Genomic DNA, 244 nt, shown 5'->3' on the forward strand with positions numbered 1-244 from the left:
TACATAGAAGCAGGGTCAGCGGCGCATCGACAAATCACTTGCAGGGGGAGGCAGTTCATACATACCCCCCGTAATTCGGACAGTGACGTAAACTACGATATGCAGTCTGCTGATCTTCGACGAGAAGAAGATCAGAGATGTCGAAACGCAAGGAGCACGCGCCCGAGTTCAAAGCGAAGGTCGCGCTGGAAGCCCTGAAGGGTGAAGAAACGGCGGCCGAGCTGGCGAGCCGGTTCGGAGTGCA

It is taken from the genome of Maritimibacter harenae, assembly GCF_009882975.1.
GTDB lineage: Bacteria > Pseudomonadota > Alphaproteobacteria > Rhodobacterales > Rhodobacteraceae > Maritimibacter > Maritimibacter harenae.